Origin of the sequence: Saccharothrix sp. NRRL B-16348 (assembly GCF_001280085.1) — a bacterium.
In the GTDB taxonomy this organism is placed as follows: domain Bacteria; phylum Actinomycetota; class Actinomycetes; order Mycobacteriales; family Pseudonocardiaceae; genus Actinosynnema.
Genome location: NZ_LGED01000001.1, coordinates 142,775 through 166,304, shown reverse-complemented (window position 1 = coordinate 166,304; position 23,530 = coordinate 142,775). Strand labels below are relative to the sequence as shown.

27 protein-coding genes are annotated in these 23,530 nt (G+C 71.8%); 16 read left to right on the top strand and 11 right to left on the bottom strand.

Translation table 11 applies throughout. The features are described 5' to 3' along the window. Position 1: 1 nt before the first annotated feature. The gene (locus tag ADK67_RS00850; protein WP_053714389.1) at positions 2-679 is read left to right on the top strand and encodes an alpha/beta fold hydrolase; all 678 of its coding nucleotides are present in this window, start codon (positions 2-4) and stop codon (positions 677-679) included. Between the two features lie 82 nt (positions 680-761). On the opposite strand, the gene ADK67_RS00845 is transcribed toward ADK67_RS00850, so the two are convergent. Both ADK67_RS00845 and ADK67_RS00840 read right to left on the bottom strand, forming a co-directional pair. Next, positions 762-1,865 carry an FAD-binding oxidoreductase gene (locus tag ADK67_RS00845; RefSeq protein WP_053714388.1) on the bottom strand — a complete coding sequence of 368 codons (1,104 nt, stop codon included), beginning with the start codon at positions 1,863-1,865 and terminating at the stop codon, positions 762-764. A 511-nt stretch (positions 1,866-2,376) separates the two neighbouring features. Next, positions 2,377-2,757, bottom strand: a complete 381-nt coding sequence (locus ADK67_RS00840; protein WP_053714387.1) for a VOC family protein — start codon at positions 2,755-2,757, stop codon at positions 2,377-2,379. A gap of 196 nt (positions 2,758-2,953) precedes the next feature. Between ADK67_RS00840 and clpB the strand changes: the two genes are divergently transcribed. The 6 genes from clpB (at position 2,954) to ADK67_RS00810 (ending at position 9,301) form a co-directional block, all read left to right on the top strand. Beyond that, complete coding sequence (clpB, locus tag ADK67_RS00835; RefSeq protein WP_053714386.1) at positions 2,954-5,536, top strand: ATP-dependent chaperone ClpB; 2,583 nt, start codon at positions 2,954-2,956, stop codon at positions 5,534-5,536. 535 nt (positions 5,537-6,071) lie between these two features. Beyond that, on the top strand, positions 6,072-6,767 hold the full coding sequence (locus ADK67_RS00830; protein WP_082403145.1) for a hypothetical protein: 696 nt from the start codon (positions 6,072-6,074) through the stop codon (positions 6,765-6,767). Further along, on the top strand, positions 6,764-7,543 hold the full coding sequence (locus tag ADK67_RS00825; RefSeq protein ID WP_053714385.1) for an SDR family NAD(P)-dependent oxidoreductase: 780 nt from the start codon (positions 6,764-6,766) through the stop codon (positions 7,541-7,543). Before ADK67_RS00830 ends, ADK67_RS00825 begins: the two co-directional genes overlap by 4 nt. A gap of 68 nt (positions 7,544-7,611) precedes the next feature. Continuing rightward, positions 7,612-7,968, top strand: coding sequence for a hypothetical protein (locus tag ADK67_RS00820; RefSeq protein WP_053714384.1), 357 nt, complete (start codon positions 7,612-7,614; stop codon positions 7,966-7,968). Further along, complete coding sequence (locus ADK67_RS00815; RefSeq protein WP_053714383.1) at positions 7,965-8,870, top strand: WXG100 family type VII secretion target; 906 nt, start codon at positions 7,965-7,967, stop codon at positions 8,868-8,870. Before ADK67_RS00820 ends, ADK67_RS00815 begins: the two co-directional genes overlap by 4 nt. Further along, positions 8,867-9,301 (top strand): hypothetical protein, encoded by a 435-nt coding sequence (locus ADK67_RS00810; protein WP_053714382.1) that lies wholly within the window; start codon positions 8,867-8,869, stop codon positions 9,299-9,301. The genes ADK67_RS00815 and ADK67_RS00810 overlap by 4 nt, the downstream gene beginning before the upstream one ends. A gap of 193 nt (positions 9,302-9,494) precedes the next feature. On the opposite strand, the gene ADK67_RS00805 is transcribed toward ADK67_RS00810, so the two are convergent. Continuing rightward, on the bottom strand, positions 9,495-10,064 hold the full coding sequence (locus ADK67_RS00805) for a hypothetical protein (RefSeq protein WP_053714381.1): 570 nt from the start codon (positions 10,062-10,064) through the stop codon (positions 9,495-9,497). Between the two features lie 53 nt (positions 10,065-10,117). Between ADK67_RS00805 and pyrE the strand changes: the two genes are divergently transcribed. From pyrE to ADK67_RS00780, 5 genes are all read left to right on the top strand, one after another. Then, positions 10,118-10,672 (top strand): orotate phosphoribosyltransferase, encoded by a 555-nt coding sequence (gene pyrE, locus ADK67_RS00800; RefSeq protein WP_053714380.1) that lies wholly within the window; start codon positions 10,118-10,120, stop codon positions 10,670-10,672. A gap of 1 nt (position 10,673) precedes the next feature. Next, positions 10,674-11,366, top strand: a complete 693-nt coding sequence (locus ADK67_RS00795; RefSeq protein WP_053714379.1) for a hypothetical protein — start codon at positions 10,674-10,676, stop codon at positions 11,364-11,366. A gap of 76 nt (positions 11,367-11,442) precedes the next feature. Next, the gene (locus ADK67_RS00790; RefSeq protein WP_053714378.1) at positions 11,443-11,829 is read left to right on the top strand and encodes a DUF2784 domain-containing protein; all 387 of its coding nucleotides are present in this window, start codon (positions 11,443-11,445) and stop codon (positions 11,827-11,829) included. A gap of 119 nt (positions 11,830-11,948) precedes the next feature. Then, positions 11,949-12,578, top strand: coding sequence for a TrmH family RNA methyltransferase (locus ADK67_RS00785; RefSeq protein ID WP_231647957.1), 630 nt, complete (start codon positions 11,949-11,951; stop codon positions 12,576-12,578). A 25-nt stretch (positions 12,579-12,603) separates the two neighbouring features. After that, on the top strand, positions 12,604-13,677 hold the full coding sequence (locus ADK67_RS00780; protein ID WP_053714377.1) for a glycoside hydrolase family 76 protein: 1,074 nt from the start codon (positions 12,604-12,606) through the stop codon (positions 13,675-13,677). 10 nt (positions 13,678-13,687) lie between these two features. Here the strand turns inward: ADK67_RS00780 and ADK67_RS00775 are convergent, their stop codons facing one another. Further along, positions 13,688-14,644, bottom strand: coding sequence for a LacI family DNA-binding transcriptional regulator (locus tag ADK67_RS00775; protein ID WP_053714376.1), 957 nt, complete (start codon positions 14,642-14,644; stop codon positions 13,688-13,690). A 77-nt stretch (positions 14,645-14,721) separates the two neighbouring features. Between ADK67_RS00775 and ADK67_RS00770 the strand changes: the two genes are divergently transcribed. Both ADK67_RS00770 and ADK67_RS00765 read left to right on the top strand, forming a co-directional pair. Beyond that, a complete protein-coding gene (locus ADK67_RS00770) occupies positions 14,722-15,546 on the top strand; it encodes a PfkB family carbohydrate kinase (protein ID WP_053714375.1) in 825 nt (274 codons plus the stop codon). Then, entirely contained in the window at positions 15,528-16,163 is a 636-nt protein-coding gene (locus tag ADK67_RS00765; protein ID WP_231647956.1) for a nucleoside/nucleotide kinase family protein, read from the top strand. Before ADK67_RS00770 ends, ADK67_RS00765 begins: the two co-directional genes overlap by 19 nt. A 4-nt stretch (positions 16,164-16,167) precedes the next feature. Here ADK67_RS00765 and ADK67_RS00760 read toward each other — a convergent pair whose 3' ends face one another. Further along, positions 16,168-16,773, bottom strand: coding sequence for a DedA family protein (locus ADK67_RS00760; protein WP_053714374.1), 606 nt, complete (start codon positions 16,771-16,773; stop codon positions 16,168-16,170). Between the two features lie 199 nt (positions 16,774-16,972). Here ADK67_RS00760 and ADK67_RS00755 point away from each other — a divergent pair, with 199 nt between their 5' ends. Continuing rightward, positions 16,973-18,346 (top strand): FAD-binding oxidoreductase, encoded by a 1,374-nt coding sequence (locus ADK67_RS00755; RefSeq protein ID WP_053714373.1) that lies wholly within the window; start codon positions 16,973-16,975, stop codon positions 18,344-18,346. 18 nt (positions 18,347-18,364) lie between these two features. Here ADK67_RS00755 and ADK67_RS00750 read toward each other — a convergent pair whose 3' ends face one another. From ADK67_RS00750 to ADK67_RS00730, 5 genes are all read right to left on the bottom strand, one after another. Continuing rightward, positions 18,365-19,105 (bottom strand): DedA family protein, encoded by a 741-nt coding sequence (locus tag ADK67_RS00750; RefSeq protein WP_053714372.1) that lies wholly within the window; start codon positions 19,103-19,105, stop codon positions 18,365-18,367. A 10-nt stretch (positions 19,106-19,115) separates the two neighbouring features. Then, positions 19,116-19,301 (bottom strand): hypothetical protein, encoded by a 186-nt coding sequence (locus ADK67_RS52025; protein WP_053714371.1) that lies wholly within the window; start codon positions 19,299-19,301, stop codon positions 19,116-19,118. A 4-nt stretch (positions 19,302-19,305) separates the two neighbouring features. After that, positions 19,306-20,463 carry an N-acetylglucosamine-6-phosphate deacetylase gene (nagA, locus tag ADK67_RS00740; protein ID WP_053714370.1) on the bottom strand — a complete coding sequence of 386 codons (1,158 nt, stop codon included), beginning with the start codon at positions 20,461-20,463 and terminating at the stop codon, positions 19,306-19,308. Next, positions 20,460-21,359 (bottom strand): ROK family protein, encoded by a 900-nt coding sequence (locus tag ADK67_RS00735; RefSeq protein WP_053714369.1) that lies wholly within the window; start codon positions 21,357-21,359, stop codon positions 20,460-20,462. Before ADK67_RS00735 ends, nagA begins: the two co-directional genes overlap by 4 nt. Before the next feature lie 378 nt (positions 21,360-21,737). After that, a complete protein-coding gene (locus tag ADK67_RS00730; protein ID WP_053714368.1) occupies positions 21,738-22,316 on the bottom strand; it encodes a SigE family RNA polymerase sigma factor in 579 nt (192 codons plus the stop codon). A 66-nt stretch (positions 22,317-22,382) separates the two neighbouring features. Between ADK67_RS00730 and ADK67_RS00725 the strand changes: the two genes are divergently transcribed. After that, complete coding sequence (locus ADK67_RS00725; protein WP_053714367.1) at positions 22,383-22,664, top strand: YciI family protein; 282 nt, start codon at positions 22,383-22,385, stop codon at positions 22,662-22,664. On the opposite strand, the gene ADK67_RS00720 is transcribed toward ADK67_RS00725, so the two are convergent. Further along, positions 22,661-23,524: an SDR family oxidoreductase gene (locus ADK67_RS00720; RefSeq protein ID WP_331459220.1), complete on the bottom strand. Its 864-nt coding sequence runs from the start codon at positions 23,522-23,524 to the stop codon at positions 22,661-22,663. The two genes, ADK67_RS00725 and ADK67_RS00720, sit on opposite strands and share 4 nt — an antisense overlap. Positions 23,525-23,530 lie beyond the last annotated feature (6 nt).

Here is a 23,530-nt window from a genome sequence, read left to right as displayed (position 1 = left end):
CGTGGACTACGTCTTCGTGCACGGCACCACCCAGTCGCCGGCAGCGTGGCGCCCGGTGGAGGACCTGCTCCGCCAACGCGGCCACCGCACCGTCGCCGTGGACCTCCCGACCGACCGGCCGGAGCTGCGCGCGGTCGACTACGCCGCGATCGCCCGCAGCCAGGCGGGCGACGCGCTGGCCCCGGTCGTGGTCGGCCACTCCGGCGCGGGCCTGCTGATGCCCGCCGTCGCACGGGCCCTCGGCGCGTCCCACCTGGCCTGGATCGCCGCGATGATCCCCGGCCCCGTGTCGCTGGCCGACGAACTGGCCGTCGACACGGGTGAGATGTTCAACCCGGAGTGGCGCTCCCTCACCGAGCCGCCGACCGCCGACCCCGTGGTGGCCTCGTACTTCCTGTTCCACGACTGCGACCTGGCCGGTGTGCGGGCGGGTCTGCGGACTCTGCGCCTGTTCTACCCCGCCGCGACGTACCGCGAGGTGCACGAGCTGCCCGACGTGCCGTCGACCTACGTCCTGCCCCGCGAGGACCGCACGCTGCGGCCGTCGTGGATGCGCCGGGCCGCGCGCGAACGGCTCGGGGTCGAGGCGATCGAGGTCGACGGCGGCCACTGCCCGCAGACCAGCCGGCCCGAGACGTTGGCGGCCGTGCTGGGCGCCGTGCGGCCCGGGCGGCCGTGACGCTGACCGGCCGGAATCCGCGGTGCTGCCGAAGGTCCCGCACGGCCGCGGCGGCAGACGTGAAAAAGTTTCGGGAAGGTGGTCAGTCCAGCGTGAACGGGTCGTACTTGATCCGGTCCAGCGGGGTGCCGGCGACCAGCATCCGGGACACGGTCGCCCGGATCATGGACGGCGAGCCGCACACCAGCACGTCCCGGTCCTCCCACGCCCCGTAGCGGGTGACCACGTCGGCCAGCGTGCCCTGCTCGACGCCGCGCGCGCCCGGGTCCGACTCCAGCACCGGCACGACGGTCAGCCACGGGTTGGTCATGGCGAACCGCTGGAGGTTGTCCAGGTCGTACAGGTCCTCGCGGGTCCGCCCGCCCATGAACAGGTGCACGCGCGGGTTCTCGCCCCACTGCGCCATCTCGTCGATGATCGCGTGCATCGGCGCGACCCCGGTCCCGCCGGCGACCATCAGCACGTCCCGCCCGGACTTGCGGTCGACGCTGAGCCGGCCCATCGGCGGCCCGAGGCGCCAGACGTCACCCGGCTGGGTGTGCCCGACGATCGACCGGCTGACCCACCCGCCCTCGACCGAACGGATGTGGAACTCGATGATGCCGTCGTCACGCGGCGCGTTCGCGGGCGAGTAGTACCGCCACAGCCGCGCGCGCTGCGGCGTCTCGACGCTGACGTACTGCCCGGCGCGGTACCCGACCGGGTGATCCGGCTGCAACCGCACGACCGCCAGGTCCCAGCTCACCCGCTGGTGGTCCAGCACGGTGGCGTGCCAGTAAGCCGGGCCGTCGTCGGCCGCCGCCGCCTCCTGCATCGCCCGGGCCATGATCGTGTACGCCTCGGCCCAGGCCATCTCGACCTGCGGGGTCCACGCGGGCCCGGCGAACTTCTTCACCGCCGCCAGCAACGCCGTGCCGACGGACTCGTAGTGCACGTTGACCACGCCGAACTTGCGGTGGTCACGCCCGAGTTGGCGCAGGAACGGGATCAGGTCGTCGGGTCTGTCCACCATCTGCACGACGTGGACCAGGGCGCGCAGCAGGCGGCTGCGCTGGACCTCCATGTTCGCGGGGAACATCTCACGGGTCGCCGGCGCGAGGCTGAAGAGCATGCCGTAGAAGAACTTGGCTACCTCTTCGGCGCGCGGCTCCACCACCGCGAAGCTCTCCCGGATCATCCGCACCATAGCGGTGACACCAGGAGGAGGTTCGCGGTGTGGCGGGCTCGGGATGGGGCTCAACACGGCGTTCGCAGTCATGGTCCGGGCGCAGTCTCCACGTTTCTGGCGGCGCCAGCAAGGGCGCTACGTCCTCGTCAAGCTTCCATCCCCGACGAGGGGACACTAACCCGCCAACTGGCCGGTCGACTCCTTGATGCCACCTTCGAGTGCAGTGCGGTTACGGACGGTCGCGCAACGTTCCCGCGAACGGGTGGACATTCCCTTCCACATATACCTAATGCGGCGCTTGTGGCCCACCGCCAGACGCACACCCCCTCACGGGACGTGGGCCACCCGACACGTTGACGACGCCGGCGTGACGTCCAGCCCGCGTCGACCGGCCGAGGTTCACCCCAGTGGCGGCCGGCAGACCGGCCCAGGGCGGTGGGCCGCAGTCGCCTGTGGATTCCCACCTGCGGATTGTGGACAACTCACGTGCCGCTGTGGACAACCGGCTGCGACATGTGGGTGACGGGCGTCAGCCCTGCTCGAACCGTTCCGCTGCGCTCCGTTCAACGCAGAACTCGTTGCCCTCCGGGTCGGCCAGCACGACCCACCCCTTGCCGTCCGGCCGGCGCATGTCGGACACGAGCGTGGCGCCGATCCCGAGCAGGCGCTCCACCTCGGCATCACGGGTGGTGTCGGGCTGGAGGTCGAGGTGGACCCGGTTCTTCACGGCCTTGGGCTCCGGCACCTGGATGAACAGCAAGCCGGGCCCTTCGGGCAGCTCGATGAGCACTTCGGGGTCGCCCGGCGAGTCCTCGTCGGAGATCGGCCGCCCGGTCAACCGGCTCCAGAAGCCGGCCAGTTCGTAGGCGTCCGCGCAGTCGATCGTGATGTGGTGCACGAGTGAAGTCATGCGCTGATCGTCACGGCGGGGTCGCTCCGGCGCACCCGAGTTTCCGACCGCACGCGTCCGCCGTGGCCCACGCCACACGATTCCACTAGGTTGAGCGGAACCGGCTCAACTTTTCTGACGTTGAACCGAGTGATGGCTGGTGTGGAACACCGGCCCGGGCGCGAACCCTGTGCACGAACACCGACCGAGGTGAGGAATGGACGCTTTCAACCCGACCACGAAGACGCAGCAGGCCGTGTCCGCCGCCGTGCAGGCGGCGACCATCGCGGGCAACCCCGACGTCGGCCCGGTCCACCTCCTCGGCGCGCTCCTGGCCCAGGGCGACGGCCTGACCGCGCCCCTGCTGTCCGCCGTCGGCGCGGACCCGAACCAGGTGCGCAAGGAACTCGAACAGCTGGCCAGGTCGCTGCCCGCGGCCAGCGGGTCGTCCGTGTCGGCGCCCCAGTTCTCCCGCGACGCCGTCCGCGTGCTGGGCAAGGCGCAGGAACTCGCCACCGAGATGGGTGACGAGTACGTGTCGACCGAGCACCTGCTGGTCGGCCTCGCCCACCACGGCGGCCAGGTCGCCGACCTGCTGCGCCGCCACGGCGCGCACCCCGAGGCGCTCAAGGAGGCGTTCGGCAAGGTCCGCGGCTCGGCGCGGGTCACCAGCCCGGACCCGGAGGGCACCTACCAGGCGTTGGAGAAGTACGGCGTCGACCTGACCGAACGCGCGCGCAAGGGCGAGTTGGACCCGGTCATCGGCCGCAACACCGAGATCCGCCGCGTCGTGCAGGTGCTGTCCCGCCGCACGAAGAACAACCCGGTGCTGATCGGCGAGCCCGGCGTGGGCAAGACCGCCATCGTCGAGGGCCTCGCCCAGCGGATCATCGCCGGTGACGTGCCCGAGAGCCTGCGCGGCAAGAAGGTCGTCGCGCTCGACCTCGGCTCGATGGTCGCGGGCGCGAAGTACCGCGGCGAGTTCGAGGAGCGGCTGAAGGCCGTCCTCAAGGAAATCACCGACTCCGCGGGCCAGGTCGTCACGTTCATCGACGAGCTGCACACGATCGTCGGCGCGGGCGCGACCGGCGAGTCCGCCATGGACGCGGGCAACATGATCAAGCCCATGCTGGCCCGCGGCGAGCTGCGGATGGTCGGCGCGACCACGTTGGACGAGTACCGCGAGCACGTGGAGAAGGACCCGGCCCTGGAACGCCGGTTCCAGCAGGTCTTCGTCGGCGAGCCGTCCGTCGAGGACACGATCGGCATCCTGCGCGGCCTCAAGGACCGCTACGAGGTGCACCACGGCGTGCGCATCACCGACGCCGCCCTGGTCGCCGCCGCCACCCTGTCCGACCGGTACATCACCGCCCGCTTCCTCCCCGACAAGGCCATCGACCTGGTGGACGAGTCCGCGTCCCGGCTGCGCATGGAGATCGACTCCCGCCCGGTCGAGATCGACGAGGTCGAACGCGCGGTGCGCCGGCTGGAGATCGAGGAGATGGCGCTGGCCAAGGAGTCGGACCCGGCCTCGGTGGAACGCCTGGCCGCGCTGCGCGCCGAGCTGGCCGAGCAGCGCGAGGACCTGGCCGGGCTGACCGCGCGCTGGCAGAACGAGAAGGGCTCGATCGAGAAGGTCCGCGACCTCAAGGAGCAGCTGGAGCAGCTGCGCGGCGAGTCGGAGCGGGCCGAGCGCGACGGTGACCTCGGCCGGGCCGCCGAGCTGCGGTACGGGCGCATCCCGGCGTTGGAGAAGGAGCTGGAGGCGGCGACCCGCAGCACCCAGGACGCGGCCGTGATGCTGAAGGAGGAGGTCGGGCCGGACGACGTGGCCGACGTGGTCTCCGCGTGGACGGGCATCCCGGCCGGCCGGCTGCTCGAAGGCGAGACGGCGAAGCTGCTGCGCATGGAGGACGAGCTGGCCAAGCGCGTCGTCGGCCAGGGCGAGGCGGTGCGGGTCGTGTCCGACGCGGTCCGGCGCACCCGGGCGGGCGTGGCGGACCCGGACCGGCCGACCGGCTCGTTCCTGTTCCTCGGTCCGACCGGCGTCGGCAAGACGGAGCTGGCCAAGGCGCTGGCGGAGTTCCTGTTCGACGACGAGCGGGCGATGATCCGGATCGACATGAGCGAGTACTCCGAGAAGCACTCGGTGGCCCGCCTGGTCGGCGCGCCTCCCGGCTACGTCGGCTACGACCAGGGTGGGCAGCTGACCGAGTCGGTCCGCCGCCGTCCCTACTCGGTCGTGCTGCTGGACGAGGTCGAAAAAGCTCACCCGGACGTGTTCGACGTGCTGCTGCAGGTGCTGGACGACGGCAGGTTGACCGACGGCCAGGGCCGCACGGTGGACTTCCGCAACACCATCCTGGTGCTGACCTCGAACCTCGGCTCACACGTCATCGCGGACGCCGCTTTGGACGAGCGGCAGCGCAACGACGCCGTCATGTCGGTCGTGCGGACGCACTTCAAGCCGGAGTTCCTCAACCGGCTGGACGACGTCGTGGTGTTCCACTCGCTGGCCACCGAGGAGCTGACGTCCATCGTGGACATCCAGGTGGACCGGCTCGGTCGGCGCCTGGCGCAGCGGCGGCTGACCTTGGACGTCACCCCGGCCGCGCGCGAGTGGCTGGCGCTGAACGGCTTCGACCCGGTGTACGGCGCCCGGCCGTTGCGGCGGCTGGTGCAGTCGTCCATCGGCGACCAGTTGGCGAAGGAGCTGCTGGCGGGCGAGGTGCGTGACGGCGACACGGTGAAGGTCGAGGTGCTGGACGACCACTCGGGCCTGATCGTCGGCAAGGCCTGACCTCGGCGCACCTCGGCGTTCGCCCGGGGTCGGCGGGACGCGCTCGTGCAGCCGGGACAACCGGCTCCCGAGCGCGCCCGCTACCTCACGGCCTGACCGCGCTCGCCGCCTGTCGCCTCGTAGCGTTCCGTCCGGGAGTCCGGGAGTCCGGGAGTCCGGGAGTCCGGGAGTCCGGGAGTCCGGGACGTTCCGGCGTTCGGAGTTCGGTGTCCTGCCGTTCCGCGTTTCGCCGGGTTCTGCGCTCCCACGTTCCCCGCGTTCCACGGCTCCCGCGCTCCGGGCTCGCTCCGCAGGGGTCCCCGACCGGGGGATCCCCGATTTTTACTCTGCCGGCCCGGACCGACACCGGGCGAGTGGCCGGGGCGTGCCTGTGGACAACGCTGTGGCCTGTGGATAAGTCGTGGCCAGTGGTCGTGGGGCGGGGGTGAGCGGTCACCGCGGTCGGCCCGCGATCCGGGTAACAGCTTGATCCGTTTGCGCGAACCACGCCCCAAGTGATCTTCGTTTGTTCACCGCCGCCCGCTACTCTCGCACCGTGGGCATACCGGCGTGGGTCTGGTTCACCGTCGCCGCGGTAGCGGGCGTCGCGGGGTTCGCCCTGCTCGCGACCGACCGGGCACAGCGAACCGCGCGAAACCGCGAACGCCGCCGCTGGGCGGCGCTGCGCGGCTGGCAGTTCGAGGAGACCGACCACGTGCTGCCCACCCGCTGGGAGAGCGGCGCGATCGCCTACTACGGCGTCGGCGTGGCCAAGGACGTCGTCGCCGGCTCCACCTTCACCGCCGACGGCCGCCGCCAGGTCTACGTGCTCGACCACGAGACCGGCGGCAAGGTCAACTCCGTCCTCGTCGGCGTGCGCTGCCGCCGGGCGTTGCCCGTGGTCATCGAGCTGTGGCTGCCCAGCGTGCCGTTCCAACGGGACCAGATGCCCGACCTGCTCGGCCCGGTCGGCTCGCGGTACGCGTTCGTCAGCGAGCTGCCCGCCGCGCGCAAGCTCATCACCCCCGACCTGGTCGACGCCGCCGAGGAGATCGGCGCGGACGTCACCGTGGTCTGGCTGGAGGACGACTGGGTGCTCGCCGCCGCGCCGCCCAACTCCACGCCCGCCCGCCTGGAACGGCTGCTTCGCGACCTCGGCGAACTGGCCGACGTGATCGACCCGTTCGAGGCCGACCCCGAGTCCGACGCCGGTGGCGAGGTCCACCGCCCGCAGTTCGGGCGCAAGCCGTGACGCCGCCGACCGCCCTGGTCACGGGCGCGTCGTCGGGCATCGGCGCCGCGTTCGCCCGCAGGCTCGCCGCCGAGGGCCACGACCTGGTGCTCGTCGCCCGCGGCGAGCAGCGGCTGGAGGAGACGGCGGCCAAGCTGCGCGCCGCGCACGGCATCACCGCCGAGGTGCTGCCCGCCGACCTGTCCACCGAGGCCGGTCGGGCCAAGGTCGCGGATTTCCTCGCCGAACGCGAGGTCGACCTGCTGGTCAACAACGCGGGCTTCGCGATCTCGTCGGAGTTCTTCGGCGCCGACCCGCTCGAACTGCAGTCCCAGTTGGACGTGAACGTGACGAGCGTGCTGCGGCTGACCCGCGCGGCGCTGCCCGGGATGGTGGCCCGCGGGCGCGGCGCGGTGGTCAACGTGTCCAGCGTGGCGGGCTTCCTGCCCGGCCGCGGCACGACCTACAGCGCCGACAAGGCGTGGGTGACCGCGTTCTCCGAAGGCATGTCGATGGCCACGGCGGGCACGGGCGTGCGCGTGATGGCGCTGTGCCCCGGTTTCGTGCGCACCGAGTTCCACCAACGGGCGAAAATCGACATGGCCAAGACACCCGAGCTGCTCTACCTCGACGCCGACCGCGTGGTGCACGACTGCCTCGCCGACCTGCGCGCGGGCAAGCCGCTGTCGGTGCCGGGCGCCCAGTACAAAGCCATCACGTTGTTCGCGCGCCTGGTTCCGCGCGCGCTGCTCAGGCGGATAGCCTCCCGCGCGGCGGGCGGACGAGGACGCACTTAGAAGAGCCGGGAACCTGAACCCGGTCCGGTCCGTCCCACTCCACTAGTTGGAACAGGGAGGAACCGTCCATGGGCGAGCAGTTCAGAGTGGAGCCGCCGGAGCTCCGCGGTTACGGCGAGTTGCTGACGCGCAACGCGCAGCACTTCATGACGATCAAGGACCACGCGATCACCAAGGGTGGCGACACCTCGGGGTTCACCGGTCTGCTCTCGCTGTTGCAGCCCATCGTGACCGGCGTGGCGTCCCTGTACGGGGAGACCCTCGACTTCGCGAACCAGATGATGGTCAAGGAGGCGGAGAGCATCAACAAGGCCGCCGACATGTACGAGAAGAACGAAGAGATGGTGATGAGCATCCTCGACCGCGTGCTCTCCCAGCTCCACTCCGTGGCCGAGGCCCCGTCGCTCGGAGGTGGCGGCCGATGACCGCGTACGCGGACGTCGAAGACCCGTCGGCCGCGCTCAGCGCCGCCGCGGAAGACCGGCCCGGCCGGCAGTCGACCAAGGAGCTCATCGAGAAGGCCGGCTGGAAGATCCAGGGCGTCAACTGGATCTACGAGAAGGTCACCGGCGAGAACCTGCTCGACGCGCTGATCAAGCCGCTGCTCGGCGACTTCGAGAAGATCGACGAGAACGCCAACGCGTGGGACCGGGTCGCCAAGGCGCTCGACTCCGTGCGGCACAACGTGGACGCGGGCGCCGAGCAGTTGTCGTCGCACTGGGACGGTGACGCGGCGAAGGCGTTCGAGACGCGCATGGGCACCATGTGGGTGATCGCCATCGAGGCGGACTCGCAGATCGCGCGGATCATCGGCAACCAGTTCCGGTCGACGGCCAGCACCTGCCGCACCGCGTGCGGCCTGGCGTTGACGCTGCTGGACATGCTGGTCGGCAAGCTGATGGAAGCCGCGATGACGGCGTGGATCCCGGTCGTCGGCTGGGGCCGCGCGGTGTGGATGGTCTACGACGCGATCCAGATCGTGGACGCCATCCGCAAGATCATCATCGCCATCCAGACGCTGATCGAGGGCGTCCAGGGCATGATCGACGGCATCGTCGCCATGGGCACCGCGCTGTCCAAGCTGAAGGACGTGCGCGACGTCAGCGACCTGCTCGACGTGGTCGACGGGTACCAGGACGGCAAGGAGAAGTACGACAACGGCGTGGCCGCGGCGAAGTCCGGCGCGATCGGTGTCGGGTTGGGCGCCTACGGCCTGGGCAAGGCGGGCAACGCGGCGGGCGGGCGCTACAACCAGCCGCCGCCCACAGCACCGGCGCCCGCTCCGGCCGGCGCGAGTTCCGGCTCCGGCGGGGGTGATGGGCAGTGACGTTCCCGTACGACAAGGCACGGCTGGACGCGCTCGTCGCCGACGTCGAGAAGCGGATGGCGAACGTCGACGAGACCGCGCGGGCGGCGAGCCAGGTGCAGCTGCGGTCGCGCGGGCTGACGCAGGCGGACTTCGCCGAGATCTCGCGGTTCGCCAACAGCCCCGGCGCGCCTCGTGAGCTGAAGGAGCTGGCACGGCGGGTCGACGCGGGCGAGATGTCCTGGGAGGACATCGCGTCCGGGCGGGCCGTGGACGACGAGGGCGTGCAGCGCGCTCTGCAGACCGGAGTGCCGGACCTGCAGCGCGCTTACACGGCGATCCAGGAGGGCAACGACCCGGAGGACGTCATCTCCGCGGGCACGCCCAAGCCGGGCGGGCGCGGCGACGATGACGACGACGAGCCGAACAAGTTCACCGAGGACGCTTGGTAGACGAGGCCAGGCCTGGCACCGAGGGCTCCGCGGAGTTGTCCACAGGTGCCGGCCTGACCACCCCACACCGTCAGACCGGTGGGGCAGAATAAAAGCAGGGGTCCCCTTGGCGGGGACGCCTGCGTAGCTCGCGCGGTGGTCGGGCCCGGGCGTCAACAGGGCGACGCCGGGCGGCGCTGCCGGTGGACCTCGGTCAGGTCAACGTGGGGAAGTCGAACCCGCCGGCGCTGGTGTGGTTCGTCCCCGCCCCGCGCACCACGTCGTACGCCACGGCCGCCGCGATCGCCAGCGAACGGACCGGGTCCGGTGTGCCCGGACGGAGCGTCAGCACGTCCCGCCGCACGCGCCGGCCGTCCCGCTTCACGATCGCGCCCGGGCTGAACGACGCCACCTCGTGCAGCAGGCACAGCCGCTGCCCGGCCGCGTCGAGCAGCCCGTACGCGCCCTGCCCCTCGTGCCGCACCGACCCGACCACCGTGCCGTCCGGCCACGTCACGCGCGTCGGAGGCTTGCCGGCGCCCTTGCGGATCAGCAGGAGCTGCCGCCCGCGGTCGGCCAGGGCCAGGTCGAACGTCGTCCGCCCGGAGAACGCGGTGGCGCGCAACAACTTCCGCAGCGGCCCGAGGAACTTCCGCTCCGAGACCGACGCGATCAACGCGCCGCCGCCGTCGTAGACGTCGTTTCGGTACCTGGTGCCCAGCAGGTGGCGCAGCACGCCCCAGGGCTGCTCGATGATCAAGGTGTCGGTGCCGGGAAGGGTCACGGTGTGCCAGCGTACGGCGCGGTATGACACTCTTGGGACCCGTGCGAACTGAAGTGGTCCTGGACGCCGCGGCTAAGGCCGAGCTGGCGCGGTTGGTGAGCGAGTTGGCCGTGGTGCACGGCAAGGTGACGTTGTCCTCGGGCGCCGAGGCCGACTACTACATCGACCTGCGCCGGGCGACGCTGCACCACGCCGCGTCGCCCCTGATCGGCAAGCTGCTCCGGCAGCTCACCGCCGACTGGGACTACGTGGCCGCGGGCGGGTTGACGTTGGGCGCCGACCCGGTGGCGTGCGCGATGATGCACGCCGCCGCGAGCGCGGGCGAGGTGCTGGACGCGTTCGTCGTGCGCAAGGCGGCCAAGCAGCACGGCATGCAGCGCCAGATCGAAGGCATCGAGGTCGCCGGGCAGCGGGTGCTGGCGGTCGAGGACACGTCCACCACCGGTGGCAGCGTGCTGACCGCCGTCGAGGCCCTGCGCGCGAACGGCGCCACGGTGATCGGCGTCGCGACCGTCGTCGACCGCGGCACGGGCGCCCGCGAGGTGATCGAGGAGGCCGGGCTGCCGTACCGGTACCTGCTGGACCTGGCCGACCTGGGCCTGGCCTGACATGGGCAGCGCCCTGGTCCTGCTGCTGGTCATCGTGGCGATCCTGGGTGTCGGGGTCGCCGTGGGGTTGTCGCGCCGCAAGCGGAACCCGTTCACGAACCAGCAGTTCGTGAGCCAGTGGGAGCAGCAGATGCGGGCGCTGGAAGCGTCCCTCGGCTGGCGGTTCGTCGCCGAGGACCAGGGCTTCCAGGAACGGGTGCCGCAGATCGGGCGGATGCTGGAGGCCGACCGGAGCCGGGTGAAGTTCCAGCTCGTCGGCCACTGGCGCGGTGTGCCCGTGCTGGCCGTCGAGGTGGTGTTCCGGGCGGACAACGTGGTCACGTCGGAGTACCGCACCTACACGGTGGTGGTCGTGCCGCGCCCGATGCCCGGGCCGTGGGTGCTGATCAGCCCGCGCGAGGACAGCGTGTGGGGGTTGTTCGAGCAGTTCGTGGAGACCGGCGACCCGGTGTTCGACGCGCGGTACGAGGTGCGGCGCCGCAACCCGGCGTTCGCCTCGGCCCTGCTCGCCTCGGGCCTCACGCAAGGCCTGCTGCAGGATCCGCGGGCGAACGGGGTGGCGATCGCGTTCGACGAGCACAACCTCGCCGCCGCCGTGCCGGGCCCGCTGCTGCAGGCGCCGCTGGCCCACTTGGCGGACCTGCTGCTGGACGTGGCGGGCCGGGTGCCGTGGCAGTCCCTGCCCCGCGGCTGAACCGGGCGGGCCGGACCTCGTAATTCGGCGGCACATGATCACTCGGCGGCCTACTGTGGCGAGCAGGGAGGTCGCTATGGTCGCGCGCGCTTCAGCCGATCTGGTCATGGTGGTGCACTTCGCCGTCCTGGTCTTCCTCGTCGTCGGCGGGTTCCTGGCCTGGCGGTGGCCGAAGGTGCTGTACTTCCACCTGGCGATGGCCACGTGGGGCCTGCTGATCATCCTGTTCCCGCTGGCGTGCCCCCTGACCTGGCTGGAGAACGAACTCCGCACCGCCGCCGGCCAGCCGCAACTCGTGAGCGGCTTCATCGACACCTACATCGACGGCGTCCTCTACCCGGACTCCGCGGCACGCCTGGTTCAGGTGCTCGTGGCGCTCGTGGTGCTGGTCTCGTGGTTCGGTTACTACCTGAAACGACGCGTCGACCAGACCACGCCCACGCCCACTGAGGCTTGTCGCTGACTCGGTCTGACACTGTGTTCGGCTGTCGCACACTGACCGGATCCGGGGGTGACGTGGTCCAGCGAGTGGTCCTCGAGGGGTTTCACGCGGTCAAGCACGCGGTTCGGTTCGGTGGGGCCGTGGGGACCGTGGTGGTGCTCGACCGGGACAAGGCGGTCGGGTTGGCGAGGTCGCACGCGCCCGACCTGGTGGACGTCTTCGAGCGGGCCGAGGTGGTCGGGGCGGGTGAGTTCGAGCGGCTGATCGGGCGGTCGCACCCGACCGGGGTCGGCGGGCTCGCCGAACGGCCCGCGGTCGAGTGGGGGGAAGTCGGGCGGAGCGCGCCGCTGGTGCTGCTGGACAACCCGCGCAACCTGGGCAACTTCGGCGCGGTGATCCGGGTCGCGGCCGGGCTCGGGGCCGGTGGGGTCGTGTCGCTCGGCGACGTCGACCCGTGGCACCCGAACGTCCTGCGCGGCAGCGCCGGGTTGCACTTCGCGCTGCCCATCGGACGGCTCGACGGCATCGACGACGTCCACGGCACGGTGATCGCGTTCGACGCCGACGGCCGCGAGGTGCGGGACGTGCGGATCCCCGACGACGCCGTGCTGGCGTTCGGCTCGGAGCGGCACGGGCTGTCGCCCGAGGTGCGGGCGCGGGCCGACCTGGTGGTCTCGTTGCCCATGCGGCCGAAGGTGTCCAGCTACAACCTGACGACCAGCGTCGCCATGGGGCTCTACCACTGGGAACTGTTCCGGCGAGCTTCTTGACCGGTTCAGTAGGCAGTCTGGTGGGGTGACGTCACCACCGAAGCTCCTCGCCGCGCGCGCCGGTGTCGCCGAACGCGCGGTCGAGTCCCGGCACCTCCGTCGGGTCTGGGGAGTGCCGGGCACGGTCCTCGGCGCGGCGGCCTGGCCGCTCGACTGGCCGGGCAGGCTGCACGTCCGGTTCGGCTACTGGTGGCAGGCGCACCTGCTCGACTGCGTCCTGGACGCCCAGCTCCGCTCGCCGAAAGCCGCCCGGGTGGCGTTGGTGCGGCGGCTCGTGCGCGGCATCCGGCTGCGCAACCTGGTCGGCTGGACCAACGACTACTACGACGACGTGGCGTGGCTCGGCCTCGCGCTGCTCCGCGCCGAACGGGAAGTCGGCATCGCCAGGCCGAAGGCCGTCGCCACGATCGCCGACCGGCTCCGCGCGGGCTGGACCGACCACGGCGGCGGCGGCATCTGGTGGCGGCGCGACGACGACTTCAAGAACGTGCCCGCCAACGGTCCGGCGGCGATCCTGTTCGCCCGGCTCGGCGCGCGGGCCGACGTCGGCCGCGCCCGGTCCATCGTGGACTGGATCGAGGACCACCTGGCGGACCCGGAGACCGGCCTGGTGTGGGACGGGCTGCACGTCCACCCCGACGGCACGGTCCGCGAGATCGAGAAGAACCACTACACCTACTGCCAGGGCGTGGTGCTCGGCGCGTGCGTGGAGCTGGGTGGCCGCTACCAGGACAAGGCGGCGCGGATCATCGACGCCGTCGACAAGCACCTCGCCACCGACGGCGTCCTGCGCGGGCACGGCGGCGGCGACGGCGGCCTGTTCAGCGGCATCCTCACCCGCTACCTGGCGCAGGCCGCGCTGCGGCTCGACCGGCCCGAGGCGGCACGTGCGGCGGACCTCGTGTTCAGCTCGGCGAACGCGGTGTGGGCCAACCGTGCCGCGGTGGTGAGCGGGCCGCTGTTCGGCCCCGAGTGGTCCGCACCCGCGGTCAAGGGCGACGGTCCGGAGCGCGACCTGTCCGTGCAGCTCGGCGGGTGGATGGCGCTGGAGGCCGCGGCCCTGCTGGAACGTGACGGGATCACGCCGTCACGGAACTGAGTCCGAGCCGTCAGTGGCAGCCGCACGACTGCCGGTGTCGCAGCACGGGAGGCAGCCGGATCGTCTCCGGCGCCCGGTCCGGGTCCTCGATGCGGGAGAGCAGCAGCCGCACCGCCGTGCGCCCGATCTCCTCCACCGGCTGCGCCATCGCGGTCAGCGGCGGGTCGACCAGCTCGGCCCACTCCACCTCGTCGTAGGTGACCAGCGCCAGCTCCGACCCGATCCGCACACCCCGCGCCCTGGCCGTGTGCAGCACGTCCATCAGCACCTGGTGGTCGCTCACCACCACGCCCGAGACCTGCCCGAGCAGCGGGTCCAACGACGGCCGCACGAGGTCCTCGTCCCACGGCAGCCCGGCCCGCCCGAGGCCGAGCCGGTAGCCGAGCACGCGCTCGTCCGTGGTCGCGAGCCCCGGCTGGCCGGACACCAGCCCGATCCGCCGGTGGCCCAACTCCGCCAGGTGCCGGACCAGCGTGGACGTGGACTGCACGTTCTCCGGGCCGACCTGGTCGACGTCCTTCGCCACGGTCAGCCGGTCCACCAGCACCGTCGGCACGCCCAGCCGGCGCAGCTCGGGCAGCGCGGCCGAGCCGGACGTGGGCGTGAGCAGCACCCCGTCCACCCGCCGCGAGCGCAGCATCCGCACCGCGGCCTGCTCGGACTCGGCGGTGTCCCGGGTGTCGATGAGCACCAGCGTGTAGCCGGCCCTGGTGGCCTCGCCCTCGATCGCCGCGATCAGCTCGGCGAAGTACGGGTGCGACACCAGCGACACCGCGAGGCCGAGGGACTTCGTGCCGCCGGTGACGAGCGAGCGCGCGATGGCGTCACCGGTGTAGCCGGTCTCCTCGATCGCCTTCAGCACCCGTTCCCGGGTCGCCGCGGCGACCGACCTGGTCTCGTTGATCACGTGTGAGACCGTGGTGATGGAGACGCCGGCGAGACTGGCGACCTCCCGCATGGTGACCATGGACTCGTCCCCGTTCGGGCTGGCGCAAGCGATTGCGTGGGGACTTTACCTGGTAGGAGGGACGTGCCGTGGCTTCTGTGCTGTGTGTCGGGCTGACGACCGTCGACGTGAGCCAGCGGGTGGCCGAGTTCCCCGTGCCCGGCCAGAAGGTGCAGTCGCTCGGCGTGCACCTGGCGCCCGGCGGACCGGCGGCGAACGCGGCCCGCGCGGTGGCCGCGCTGGGACACCGGGCCGTGCTGCTGACGGCGTTGGGCGGCGAGCTGGGCGACTTCGCCCGGGCCCGGCTGCACCCGGTCGACGTGCGCTCGGTCGGCAGGAGCGGTCCGGCGCTGAGCATGGTGGCGGTGCGCGAGCGCGACGGCGAGCGGACCGTGATCTCGCGCAACGCCGCCGGGTTCGACGTGGACGTCACCGTGGACCCGGCGCTGGTGGAGGCGGCCGACGTGGTGCTGGTGGACGGCCACCTCGGGCCGCTCGCGCTCCAGGCCGCACGGCACGCGAGGCGGGCGGGCGTGCCCGTGGTGCTGGACGCGGGCAGCTGGAAACCCGTGCTGGACGACCTGCTGCCGCTGGTGGACGTGGCCGCCTGCTCGGCCGCGTTCGAGCTGTCGGAGGCCGAGGTGCACGCCAGAGGGGTGCCGCTGGTCATCCGCACGCACGGCCCGCGTCCCGTCACCTGGTCGCGTGGTGGTGTCACCGGCTCGCAACCGGTACCTGTTGTCCGGACGCGCGACACCAACGGCGCGGGCGACGTGTGGCACGGTGCGCTGGCGGTCGCGGTCGCCGAGGGCCTGGCGGTGGACGACGCCGTCCGGTCCGCGAACGAGGTCGCCGCGGTGCGGGTGCGCCACACCGCGTGGGACTGGGTGGAGGAGCTGGGACGGTGGCGGGACAGCGGGTGAAGTTCGACGAGCTGGTCGACCGGGCACGGCTGCTGGTGGACACCGGTGAGCGCAAGATCCTCGGCATCGGCGGCGCGCCGGGCTCGGGCAAGTCGACGTTGGCGCGCCGGTTGGCGGACGCCCTGGGCGAGGACGCCGCCCTGGTCGGCATGGACGGCTTCCACCTGGCCCAGCGCGAGCTGGACCGGCTGGGCATCGCCGACCGCAAGGGCGCGCCGGACACGTTCGACGTCCCCGGCTACGTCGACCTGCTCGGCAGGCTGAAGGCGTGCGGGCCCGACGTGGTGTACGCGCCGGAGTTCCGCCGCGAGATCGAGGAGCCGATCGCGTGCGCGGTGCCGGTCGACCCGTCCGTGCCGTTGGTCGTCACCGAGGGGAACTACCTGCTGATGCAGTACGACAAGTGGAAGCGCGTGCGGGTCGTGCTGGACGAGGCGTGGTTCCTGATGATCGACGAGGACCTGCGGGTGGCGCGGCTGATCGACCGGCACGTCCGGTACGGGCGGTCGGTCGAGGACGCGCGCGAACGCGTGCTGCACGGCACCGACCACGTGAACGCGCTCATGGTGAACGCGTCCAAGTCCGCGGCCGACCTCGTGATCACCGAGGTGCTGTGAGCCGTCAGGAGGCCGTGGTGACCTCTTCGTCCACCGGCTTCTTCATCTCCTGCCGGTACCGGTACAGGCCGTAGGCGGTGCCGAAGACGAAGAACGCGACGCTGACGACCACCGCCACCGTCTCCAGCCACGGCACGGCGGTCAGCAGACCGGCGCCGTAGTAGCCGGCCAGCACCAGGGTCGGCACCCACGCGACCGCGCCGATGGTCGTGGCCAGCATGAACCGCTTGGAGTCCATCCGCGCCGCGCCCGCGATCATCGGCGCCAGCGTGCGGACCCAGGGGATCCACCGGGCCAGCACGATCGCCCAGAAGCCTCGTCGGTCGAGGAAGTCGCGGGCCTTGGCGAGGTTCTCCTTGTTGAGGACCTTGCCGCCGCGGCGGGCCAGCAGACGCGTGCCGGTGTGCCGGCCGATGTAGTAGCCGATCTGGTTGCCGACGACGGCCACGGCGAGCGCGACCCCCGACAGCAGCCAGGCGGACAGCTCGGCGTCGTGGGACGCGAGCACCACACCGGCGGCGAACAGCAGCGAGTCGCCGGGCAGGAACAGGCCGAAGATGAAGGCGCATTCGAAGAAGATGAAGCTCAGCGTGATGAGCCACACGGCCATCGGGCCTGCGGAATCGAGCTGAACGAATGCGGCAGCTTCGGACGTTGCGGACAACACCACGCCATGCAGCCTACGTGGGACCACGGGGTCGACTGGGCGACATGGGGATAACGCGTTGCCGAAGCCTCGGCGTCGTGGCGGTGCGCACCGGCGTGAACACGGGCTGGAGTGATCACCGTCACGGGGTTAGCGTGGACGGATGGACGCCTTGCTCGCCGAACTGCGCTCCGCCGTAGGTGCCGGCGCGGTGCTGACCGACGTCGACGTCACCGCGAGCTACCAGCGCGACATGATGCCGTTGGCCCCCTACGGGCAGCCGCTGGCGGTGGTGCTGCCCACGTCCGCCGAGCAGGTGCAGGCGGTCGTGCGGGCGTGCGCGGCGGCCCGGACGCCCATCGTGCCGCGCGGCGCGGGCAGCGGGCTGTCCGGCGCGGCGAACGCCGTCGACGGCTGCGTGGTGCTGGTGACCACGAAGATGAACGCGATCGTCGAGGTCGACCCGGACAACCGGCTGGCCGTGGTCGAACCGGGCGTGGTGAACCTCGACCTGCGCGGCGCCGTGGAGAAGCACGGGCTGTTCTACCCGCCCGACCCGTCCAGCTACGACTGGTGCACGATCGGCGGGAACCTGTCCACCAACGCGGGCGGGCTGTGCTGCGTGAAGTACGGCGTGACCACGGACTCCGTGCTCGGGCTCGACGTGGTGCTGGCCGACGGGGAACTGCTGCGCACCGGTCGGCGGACCGTCAAAGGTGTGGCCGGGTACGACCTGACCAAGCTGTTCGTCGGCAGCGAGGGCACGCTCGGCGTGATCACCAGGGCGACCCTGGCGCTGCGCCCGTTGCCGCAGGCGCCGGTCACGCTGGTGGCGGCGTTCAACAGCACGGCGGACGCGGGCGCGGCGGTGAGCCGGGTGGTGACCGAGGGCATCGTGCCGTCGTTGATGGAGATCATGGACCGGACCTCCATCCGGGCCGTCGAGCAGTACCTGAAGACCGACCTGAACGCCGACGCGGCGCTGCTGCTGTGCCAGTCCGACTCGGGCGGCGAAGCGGGCAGGCACGAGCTGGCCGCGATCGAGCAGGCGTGCGTGGCGGCGGGCGCGGAGCTCGTCTACGCCACCGACGACCTGGGCGAGGGCCGCGACCTGCTCACCGCGCGGCGGGCCGTGCTGAACGCGCTGGAGGTCTACGGCGCCTGGCTGACCGACGACGTGTGCGTGCCGCGGACGAAGATCGCGGACCTGATCGCCGGGTGCGAGCGGATCAGCGAGTCGGTCGCGCTGCGGATCGCCGTGGTCGGGCACGCCGGCGACGGCAACATGCACCCGACGATCGTCTACGACCCGGAGTCGGCGGACGAGTTCGCGCGGGCGCGGCGGGCGTTCGACGAGATCCTGGAGCTGGGGCTGGCGCTCGGCGGCACGATCACCGGCGAGCACGGCGTCGGCAAGATCAAGCGCGAGTGGCTGGCCCGCGAGATCGGGCCGATCGGCCTGCGGGTCCACCGCGAGATCAAGCGCGCGCTGGACCCGGAGAACCTGTTCAACCCGGGCTCGATGTTCAGCGTCTGATGGCCGCTGCCGGGGCGGTCAGTCGAGGGGCTTGATGCGCTGCGTCTCGTCCACCCGGTCGATGACCTGGGTGATGTCGGACGCCTCCTGCGCGAGCAGCGTCTTCTTCTCCCGCCGCGCCTTGACGACCTCGATGATGATCGGCACCACCGAGAGCAGCACGATCAGGATCAGCATCAGCTCGAGGTTCTCGCGCACGAACGGGATCTGGCCGAGGAAGTAGCCGAGGACCGTGAGCCCCGCGGCCCACGCGATGCCGCCGATCAGGGAGTACGTGAAGTACTTGCGCGCGTCCATCCGGCCCACGCCCGCCATGGCGGTGATGAACGTGCGCACGATCGGCACGAACCGCGCCATCACGATCGCGCGGGCGCCGTACTTGTCGAAGAACTCGTGCGTCTTGTCGACGTACTCCTTCTTGAAGATCTTCGACTCGGGCTTGCTGAACAGCGCCGGTCCCGCCCGGTGTCCGATCCAGTAGCCGACCACGTTGCCCGCCAGCGCGCACACCGTGAGCAGCAGGCACACCAGCCACAGCGGGTACTCCAACACCCCCGAGGCCACGAACAGGCCCGCGGTGAACAGCAGCGAGTCGCCGGGCAGGAAGAAGCCCACCAGCAGGCCGCACTCCGCGAAGACGATGAAGCACAGCCCGACCAGCATGTACGGCCCGAGCCCTTGGAGCAGGACCTGCGGGTCGAGCCATTCGGGACCAAGGGCAACCGTGGAAGAGGTGAGCGCGACCGTCACGGCGACCACGGTACAGGCACTACCTGAGCGTCATGACCGCCACGACCGTGCCCGCCGCCAGCCCGAGCAGCACCGCCAGCAGCAGCACCCACCCCGCGCCCAACGCCGGGCGGACCCGCCGCACCGGCAGGTGGGGGTGCGCGCCGGAGCTGGTGGCCTGGGCGCGCAACGCGTCGGCCACCAGCTTCTCGTGGTCTTCGGGCACCGGCTCAGTCTTTCACCCACGCGCCCCGGCTCATCACCTCGCGCGGCTTCAGCTCGGTGTCCAGCACCACGACGTCGGCCGCGAGACCGGCGCGCAGCTCACCCGTGCGGTCCTGCAGGCCGAGCAGCCGTGCGGGCCGGGTCGAGGTGGCGTGCACGGCCTCCTCGACGGTCAGGCCGCACGACTGCACCGCGTTGCGGAACGCGGCGTCCATGGTCAGCGTGCTGCCCGCCAGGGACGCGCCACCGGCCAGCGTCGGCACGCCGTCCACCACCCGCACTTCCAGGCCGCCCACGTCGTAGACGCCGTCACCCACGCCCGCCGCCGCGATCGCGTCGGTGACCAGCACGGTCCGGTGCACGCCCGCGTGCCGCGCGGCGAGGCGCACGGCGGTGGGGTGCAGGTGCACCAGGTCGCAGATCAGCTCGACCGTGACGCGCTCGTCGTCCAGCAGCGCGCCGATCGGGCCCGGCTCGCGGTGGTGCAGCGGGCGCATCCCGTTGAACAGGTGCGTGGCGACGGTCGCGCCCGCCTCGACGGCAGGCCGGATCTGCGCCTCGGTGGCGTCGGTGTGGCCGATCGCGGCCAGGACGTCGTTGGCCACGAGGTGCCGCACCGCGTCCACGCCGTGCTCCAGCTCGGGCGCCACGGTGATCATGCGGACCGCGCCGCCGCCCGCGTCGAGCAGCTTGTCGATCGAGGCCCGGTCCGGTGGGCGGAGGATCGCCGGGTCGTGCGCGCCGCACCGCGCGGCGGACAGGAACGGGCCCTCCAGGTGGATGCCCGCGACCACGTTGTCCCGCACCAGCTCGGTCAGCGCCTTCACCTGGTCGGCCAGCTCCGGGATCGGCCTCGACACCAGGCTCGCCAGCAGCGTGGTCGTGCCGTGCCTGCGGTGCGCGTTCGCCGCCTTGATCACCCGGGCCGGGTCGGCGCTGGTGAACGCCTCGCCACCGCCGCCGTGGCAGTGGATGTCGACGAAGCCCGGCACCAGCCAGCCGCCGTTCACGTCCGTGGTCGGTCCGTCCGGCGTCGCGCCCTCCCCGACGGCCGCGATCAGGCCGTCCCGCACCGCCACCCACCCCTGTTCGAGCACCCCGTCGGGCGTGACGACCCGACCACCGGTCAGGGTCACGTCAACGGGTCCACCCCACGTGCTCATCTTTCCTCCAGCATGTCGATGGCCAGCAGCGCGGCACCGAGGCACCCGGCCTCGTCGCCCAACGCCGCCAGCCGCAGTTCCGGGCGTCGCTGGAACGTGATCAGCTCGTCCAGTCGTCCGCCCAGCGGATCCGTCAGCTTCGGACCCGCCAGCGCCAGCCCGCCGCCCAGCACCACGGCACGCGGCCCCAGCAGTGCGGCTACCAGCAGGATGCCCTTCGCGAGCGCGTCGACGGCCTCCCGCCACACCACCGCCGCCTCGGTGTCGCCCTCGGTGAGCAGCGCCGCCACGTCCGCCGCGCCGTTGACGTGGCGGTTCGTGCGTTCGGTGTAGCGGCGGGCGATCGCCGCGCTGCTCGCCCGCGCCTCGACGCAACCCGTCTGGCCGCAGCCGCACGGGTCGCCGTGGCCGACGTCCACGTGCCCGATCTCGCCCGGCGCGGACGAGACCCGGCCGTCCAGGACGAGGGCGGCGGCGATGCCCGTGCCGATCGGCATGATCACCGCGTCGGTCAGGTCGCGCGCGTTGCCCTGGCGCAGTTCGGCCAGGCCACCGGCGCGCACGTCGTGGCCGAACGCGGTGGGCAGCCCCGTCGCCGCCGCGATCCGGTCGCGGAACGGGTAGTCGGCCCAGCCGAGGTTCGCGGAGTAGACGCCGGTGCCGGTCACCTCGTCCACGATGCCCGGCACGACGACGCCGACCGCCTCGACCGGGTGCCCGGCGCGCAGTTCGTCGACCAGGAGGGCCACGTCCTCGACCACGGCGTCACCGCCGGGCCTGGTCGCGCGCCGCTGCTGCTTCACCGCCGTCACCCGGTCGTGGGTGCCGGTGACCAGTGCGGCTTTCGTCCCGGTCCCGCCGACGTCGACGGCTATCACGTGTCTTGTGCGCGCCACGAGGACCGATACTGCGGCATCCGACCGCCATTGGTCTATACCAAGTGTCCGATTGGGCGACTCGGGTGTGGCCGCGCACGCGCCGAGGGCCTGCTCGGACGTGGGCGTGAGTTCGGACGTGGGGTGAGCTCGGACGTGGGCGCGAGTTGTCCACAGGCCGCGGTCGGCGGGCGGGTTCTGTCGGTGCTTGGTGGCAGGATCAAGAACAGGGATCCCCTGGGCGGGGACCCCTGCGAAGCGTTCCGGCCGGCCAGGGCCTGCGACTCCACGAGCAGCCGCGCGTACGTGCGCCGACGCGCGGGGCCGGGGCCGCCATCGTCTGACCTGAGATCAGGCAGCCGTCCACCTCGCTGCCGGCGACGACACCGGTGGACTGGGCTAGTTGCCGGCCATGATCTTCTGCAGGGCGTCCAGCGCGCGGCTGGCGGTGCTCTTCACGGTGCCCTTGCTGATGCCGGTGGCCTCGGCGATCTCGGCTTCCGACAGGTCGCCGTAGTAGCGCAGCACGAGCACCTCGCGCTGCCTCGGCGGCAGCTGGGACAGCGCCCTCACCACGGCCTGGTGCTCGGCGGTGAGCATGGCGAGGCTCTCCGCCGAACGGGCGTTGGCCACGTGCGGCGGGGTGTAGTCGCGAGCCGTCTTGCGCCGGCGGAGCACGCTGCGCGAGCCGTTGACGACCGCCGTCCGCAGGTAGCCGACGGCCGCCTGCGCGTCCCGCAGGTTCTTCCAGTTGCGGTACAGGCCGGTGAACGCCTCCTGGACCACGTCCTCCGCCGTGGCGGGCTCGTCGACCAGCAGCAGCGCCAGCCGGACCAACCGCATCCGGTGCTGGCGGTACAGGTCCTCCAGCGTCAGCGGGCCGGTCGGCGCCGGTGCCGCGCCGTCCTGGATCCGCAGGTTCGTCAGCGTGTCCTGCACACGCGCGATGCCGCCGCTGTTCCGATCGGGACCGACCACGGAAAAGACGTTACCTCCTCAGGGGGTAGCTTCGGCGCGGCGCTGCACAACGGAGGTGGGCTTTCGATGGCTCGGTTCGCGGTCGAGTTGGTGTTCGGTGACAACCAGGACGAGCGGATGGCGGTCCGGCCCGCGCACCGCGAGTACCTGGCGACGCTGGTCGAACGGGGTGTGCTGCTGGTGTCCGGCCCCTACGCCGACCAGTCCGGCGCCCTGCTGGTCTACGAGGTCGCCGACGAGGCCGAGCTGCGCGACGTCCTCGCCGCCGACCCGTACACGCCCGCCGGTGTCGTGAAGGAGACGCGCGTGCACGAGTGGCAGGCCCTGATGGGCGTCTGGCTCGGCTAGCGCTCCTTCGAGGTGGCGGCGGCCGTGCCGCCCGGTCCGACCAGACCGGACAGGTCGTTCGCCGCCATCTCGCGGTCGGCCGCGGGCACCGACTTCGGCGCCTGCCGGTCGACCACCTTCGGGGTGAACGCGCGGAAGAGCTTCAAGCCGCCGACCCAGCCCGGCACGTGCACGGCCTTCGACCGCCGGGTGATCGCCCGGACCACGGCCTTGCCCACGTCCGACACCGGGTACTTCTTGCCCGCCAGGCCCGGCATGCCGCTGCGCAGCGGGCCGAACACGGGGTGCTCGTCGGCGCTGTTCACCATGTCCGTAGAGATCCACGAGAAGTACGCCACGCCGACGTCCACGCCGAGGTGCCGCACCTCCGCGCGCAGGCTGTCCGCGAACGCCTCGCAGCCCGCCTTCGCGGCTGAGTAGGCACCGTTGCCGGGGATGTGCACGATCGCGGCCAGCGACGACACCACGAGGCAGTAGCCGCGGCTCGCGATGAGGTGCGGCAGGCACGTCCGCACGGTCCGCCACACCCCGAGCAGGTTGACCTCGATGACCCGTTCGAACGCCGCGGGGTCCATCGACCGGATGAAACCGGTGGCGGCGATGCCCGCGTTGGCGACGACCACGTCGATGCCGCCGTAGTGGTCGACCACGCCGTTCACCGCGGCCTCCAGCGCCTCCCAGTCGGTGACGTCGGCCTCCCACGCCTTGCCGCCGCACTGCTCGGCCACCTCCCGCAGCTGGTCGCCCTCCAGCCCGACCAGGGCGAGCTTCGCGCCCTTCGCGGCCAACCGCCTCGCCACCTCCGCGCCGATACCCCTCGCCGCGCCAGTGATCAGGACAACCTTGCCCGCAACGTCCACGGTGAC

Excerpts from the sequence above, each read along its gene's own strand:
- ADK67_RS00845 (WP_053714388.1), bottom strand. The coding sequence starts at position 1,865 with ATGGTGCGGATGATCCGGGAGAGCTTCGCGGTGGTGGAGCCGCGCGCC.
- ADK67_RS00840 (WP_053714387.1), bottom strand. The coding sequence starts at position 2,757 with ATGACTTCACTCGTGCACCACATCACGATCGACTGCGCGGACGCCTAC.
- clpB (WP_053714386.1), top strand. The coding sequence starts at position 2,954 with ATGGACGCTTTCAACCCGACCACGAAGACGCAGCAGGCCGTGTCCGCC.
- ADK67_RS00820 (WP_053714384.1), top strand. The coding sequence starts at position 7,612 with ATGGGCGAGCAGTTCAGAGTGGAGCCGCCGGAGCTCCGCGGTTACGGC.
- ADK67_RS00815 (WP_053714383.1), top strand. The coding sequence starts at position 7,965 with ATGACCGCGTACGCGGACGTCGAAGACCCGTCGGCCGCGCTCAGCGCC.
- ADK67_RS00795 (WP_053714379.1), top strand. The coding sequence starts at position 10,674 with ATGGGCAGCGCCCTGGTCCTGCTGCTGGTCATCGTGGCGATCCTGGGT.
- ADK67_RS00790 (WP_053714378.1), top strand. The coding sequence starts at position 11,443 with ATGGTCGCGCGCGCTTCAGCCGATCTGGTCATGGTGGTGCACTTCGCC.
- ADK67_RS00775 (WP_053714376.1), bottom strand. The coding sequence starts at position 14,644 with ATGGTCACCATGCGGGAGGTCGCCAGTCTCGCCGGCGTCTCCATCACC.
- ADK67_RS00760 (WP_053714374.1), bottom strand. The coding sequence starts at position 16,773 with ATGGCCGTGTGGCTCATCACGCTGAGCTTCATCTTCTTCGAATGCGCC.
- ADK67_RS00755 (WP_053714373.1), top strand. The coding sequence starts at position 16,973 with ATGGACGCCTTGCTCGCCGAACTGCGCTCCGCCGTAGGTGCCGGCGCG.
- nagA (WP_053714370.1), bottom strand. The coding sequence starts at position 20,463 with ATGAGCACGTGGGGTGGACCCGTTGACGTGACCCTGACCGGTGGTCGG.
- ADK67_RS00725 (WP_053714367.1), top strand. The coding sequence starts at position 22,383 with ATGGCTCGGTTCGCGGTCGAGTTGGTGTTCGGTGACAACCAGGACGAG.